This is a genomic window from uncultured Mucilaginibacter sp., assembly GCF_937859865.1.
Lineage (GTDB): Bacteria > Bacteroidota > Bacteroidia > Sphingobacteriales > Sphingobacteriaceae > Mucilaginibacter_A.
In genome coordinates this window covers 1-3,831 of record NZ_CALMAT010000104.1, presented here as the reverse complement: position 1 = coordinate 3,831, position 3,831 = coordinate 1, and the positions used below count along the sequence as shown (strand labels likewise).

The 3,831-nt window shown below is 41.5% G+C and carries 3 protein-coding genes, 1 tRNA gene and 1 pseudogene; 4 read left to right on the top strand and 1 reads right to left on the bottom strand.

From position 1 onward, the window contains the following. Positions 1 to 743 (top strand): annotated as a pseudogene (locus Q0192_RS10895) (molecular chaperone HtpG); the annotation flags it as partial. A 192-nt stretch (positions 744 to 935) separates the two neighbouring features. Then, positions 936 to 1,025: transfer RNA gene (locus Q0192_RS10890), tRNA-Ser, on the top strand. Positions 1,026 to 1,113: 88 nt separating this feature from the next. On the opposite strand, the gene Q0192_RS10885 is transcribed toward Q0192_RS10890, so the two are convergent. Next, positions 1,114 to 2,151, bottom strand: coding sequence for a hypothetical protein (locus tag Q0192_RS10885; RefSeq protein ID WP_299289512.1), 1,038 nt, complete (start codon positions 2,149 to 2,151; stop codon positions 1,114 to 1,116). A gap of 378 nt (positions 2,152 to 2,529) precedes the next feature. Here Q0192_RS10885 and Q0192_RS10880 point away from each other — a divergent pair, with 378 nt between their 5' ends. Both Q0192_RS10880 and Q0192_RS10875 read left to right on the top strand, forming a co-directional pair. Beyond that, positions 2,530 to 3,018, top strand: a complete 489-nt coding sequence (locus tag Q0192_RS10880) for a (2Fe-2S)-binding protein (protein WP_299289511.1) — start codon at positions 2,530 to 2,532, stop codon at positions 3,016 to 3,018. 211 nt (positions 3,019 to 3,229) lie between these two features. After that, positions 3,230 to 3,652: a hypothetical protein gene (locus Q0192_RS10875; protein ID WP_299289510.1), complete on the top strand. Its 423-nt coding sequence runs from the start codon at positions 3,230 to 3,232 to the stop codon at positions 3,650 to 3,652. Positions 3,653 to 3,831: the final 179 nt, after the last annotated feature.

Sequence of the window (3,831 nt, the reverse complement as noted above, 5' to 3'; positions counted from 1 at the left end):
TTGTAAAGTACGGCATGATCAGCAATGATAAGTTTTACGATAAAGCGAAAGATTTTTGTTTGTATAAAAACACCGACGGTAAGTATTTTACTTTAGATCAATACAAAGAACACATCCAGGTAAACCAGCAGGACAAATCAGAAAACCTGATTGCTTTGTATGCAACCGACGTGGCTAAACAAGATACGTACATTCAATCTGCAAAAAGAAAAGGTTATGATGTGCTGGAGTTTTCGCATCCGATAGACAGCCATTTTATCCAAATGCTGGAAAGTAAAGTGGAGAAGTTTACGCTGAAAAGGGTAGATGCGGACACGGCCGATAAACTGATTGAAAAAGATACCAAAACCGAAAGCCTGTTAAGCCCGGAAAACGAAAAAGCTGTACAGGAAATTTTTGAAAGCGCTATCAACAACAAAGACCGCAAGATTGTTTTAGAACCAATGTCGCCCGAAGAATTGCCGGTAAGCGTAACGCAGCCCGAATTTATGCGCCGTATGAAAGATATGCAGGCGATGGGCGGTGGCGGCATATCGTTTATGGGTAACATGCCCGAAATGCTGAACGTTGCGGTTAACGCAAACCATCCGCTGATCCAGAAAATATTAAGCGCGCCGGATGAAAACGTAAAGAAAGATTTGGCCAAACAAGCTTATGACCTCGCCCTACTTTCACAAGGGATGTTAAGCGGTGCCGATTTGACTAATTTTATCCAGCGAAGTGTAGAACTTTCGGTAAAGTAATTGAATTGATAGGGATAAAAGAAGCATGTAGGCAAAACGTTTACATGCTTTTTTTATGCCTTAAAAATTGGTATTACTTTTTGTGTTGATGGTAAAGAATTGATTCTGATTAATTTATGCCGATAAAAACAGCATTATAAAAATTTAACATTCAGATTTGGCAATTGCGCCGGGATTTGTACTTTTGACCCCGGAGAGCTGGCAGAGTGGTCGATTGCGGCAGTCTTGAAAACTGTTGAACTGTGAAAGGTTCCTGGGGTTCGAATCCCTAGCTCTCCGCCAGTTTTGATAATAAAACTAACACACAAACACAAGAGCCTGCAATCATTTGATTGCAGGCTCTTGTGTTTTAGCCAAAACTTAAACCCTATTATTTAATATCGCCAAAATGCACATTTTCTGAAATAGCCCCACGCTTGCCCAGTAACTGAATGGTTGTTGATGGCCCGAGGTTTAAAGGAGCAGTCCATTCACGCAAGGCCCATACCACTTTTTTGCCGGGCGTAATTTCTATGGCCTGTACAGGCAGGGTGCTTTGGTTTGTGGTAGGCCCCCACTGGTTGTACCAATTATTCACTAGGATATTGCCATTGTCCAGGCGAAGGGCTATTTGCGGGGACGAAAATTGGTATTCAGGGATATCGGCGGTTGTGCATTCCCACACAATCTCCCCTTTTCGGTTAATTTCCTGAACTAGTTTTTTATTGCCGGCCACAAGGATATTTCCATTGTCCAACGGTTCGGCCGACCAAACGCCCGGGACATCAATAGATAAAAGCTCTTTGCCGTTAATATCATATTCGCATACCTTGCCCATGTCCATATGGGCCACCAGGATTGTACCCGATTTGGTTAGTCTGGCATGCCGAAATTGTCCGTGAGTAGATGTCGGGTTTTTAGTCGGCAACACAAATTCTTTTTCTGTTTTATTGGTTTTGATATTTACAACAAACAGTTTGGCGGGATTGCCATTTTGAATAAAAACGACATGGTTTTTTCCAATAGGTTGCGCCGTGTGCGTTTCATAACCAGCAGGTGCATCATAATTCCAAAGCACTTTTTTATCCGGGTTGATTAAAGTAACACCAAACTGATGGGCAAAAAGAATGTTCCCGTTTGTCATTAAAACGGCATCGCTGATTTCCCCTTTGCCAACTGTATCAATATATGACCATGTGATTTTGCCATTGCGCACAATGTACATGTTGCGTGCTTTTGCTTCGCCGGCATAAAAAAAATCAAATTGTTTGGCACCTTTTCCAGGCAATACCTGTGGGGATGCCGGTTTATTTGCAACCTGTTGTGCAAAACTTTTAACATCAATGCCTAACAAAAGCAATAATAGGTTAGCCAATACAAAATAAAAATGACGGGAATTGCCGGATGCGGCTTTAAATGAATTTACCATATTTGTTTTTTAGTTAAGAAAATACAAGTTATTAAAACCTATTTAAATTTAAACCCGAACGTCCAACAAATTTATTATTGACCGCCATGCTTCTTTTAGGGCAACAATTTACAATTCGGTTTTTATACCGGTAAAAGAAGCATGAAAATTTTAACCGTAATTTTGAGCGATAAAAAAAGCATCAGAAACAGGTCGAACAAAAATTTAAACAAGCCTTGCAATTGGTTCGGCCAAAGTATGCGTATCAACTAACTAATACTTGTACTATCATACATATTTTTGTATCTATTGTACTTTTATTGTACTGGTTGCACGGGTTGCGGTAATACTTTATTACATTTGATTTCCAATTTATTTAACTTATATTACCTATCTTTTATGATTAGCAATAGTCAGGATTTAACTATAAATAAGAAGAAGTATAAAGCAGATGTTTCACCGGATATGCCATTGCTGTGGTTTCTTCGGGACATTGTTGGTTTAACCGGTACTAAATTCGGCTGCGGGATGGCGCAATGCGGTGCCTGTACCATACATTTGGATGGCGAAGCGGTACGTTCGTGCGTAACACCGGTTTCCCGTGCAATCGGAAAAAAAATCGTAACTATTGAAGGCTTATCTGAAAACGGGGATCATCCTTTGCAACAAGCCTGGGCCGAAGTGAACGTGCCGCAATGTGGTTATTGCCAGTCCGGCCAAATCATGTCGGCAGCGGTTTTGCTTCAGGAAAAACCCAACCCTACCGATAGTGATATTGACGACGCACTATCCGGAAATATTTGTCGCTGCGGTACTTATCTGAGGGTACGCCAAGCCATACATACCGCTGCCAATATTCAAAAATCATCAGTTAGCAATGCATCATAAGCGTATTTTACAAACCAATTTTTACTACCCTAAAAAAGGGGTTTCTGTTATATTAAGCATTGCTGCCTTGTTAAGCATGGTTGTTGTTTTTTCTTTCCGGTCCGAAAGTTCATCAATTATAGGCAAAAAGCCGCCTTTTACACAAAAGGACAGCATTGCATCAAAAAAAGCGTTTCTTAAAGTTTATGCCGTTTTAATGAGTCCAAGGTGTATGAATTGCCACCCTGCCGGGGATATCCCTTTGCAGGGCGAGAACAGCCATTTGCATTTACAAGGCGTTAAACGCGGCCCTGATGGTAAAGGCATATATGCTTTAAAATGTGCCAATTGTCACCAATCGCACAACCTTCCGGGTTTGCACATGCCGCCGGGAAACCCAAAATGGAGTTTGCCACCTGCCAACATGCCAATGGTTTTCCAAGGCAGGTCTGCCCATCAGTTGGCCGGGCAATTATTGGATAAAAAAAGAAACGGCAGAAAATCAATCAAGGCGTTGATTGATCATATTACTAAAGACACATTGGTGCTGGCAGGTTGGTACCCGGCACAGGGTTTGGCCAAGCCACCTTTGTCGCACCGCGAATTTGTAAGAGCATTTAACGAATGGATTAGCAAAGGTGCTGTAAGCCCTTAAAATTTACAAGAGGTGAAAAGAAGAGATTTTATACGTATTTCAACATTCACGGCAGGGGCATGGCTCCTGACGGATGCTTTGCCTGTATCTTCATCGGCAGTAACTGCGCCTGAAGGTTTAATTTTCTCGCCCAACCCGTTATTAAAGATATTTGATACCGGAAAAGTGGTTGTCAGTGT

Bases quoted from the DNA above. Each gene is read 5' to 3' on its own strand.
- Q0192_RS10885 (WP_299289512.1), bottom strand. From the start codon at position 2,151: ATGGTAAATTCATTTAAAGCCGCATCCGGCAATTCCCGTCATTTTTAT.
- Q0192_RS10880 (WP_299289511.1), top strand. From the start codon at position 2,530: ATGATTAGCAATAGTCAGGATTTAACTATAAATAAGAAGAAGTATAAA.
- Q0192_RS10875 (WP_299289510.1), top strand. From the start codon at position 3,230: ATGAATTGCCACCCTGCCGGGGATATCCCTTTGCAGGGCGAGAACAGC.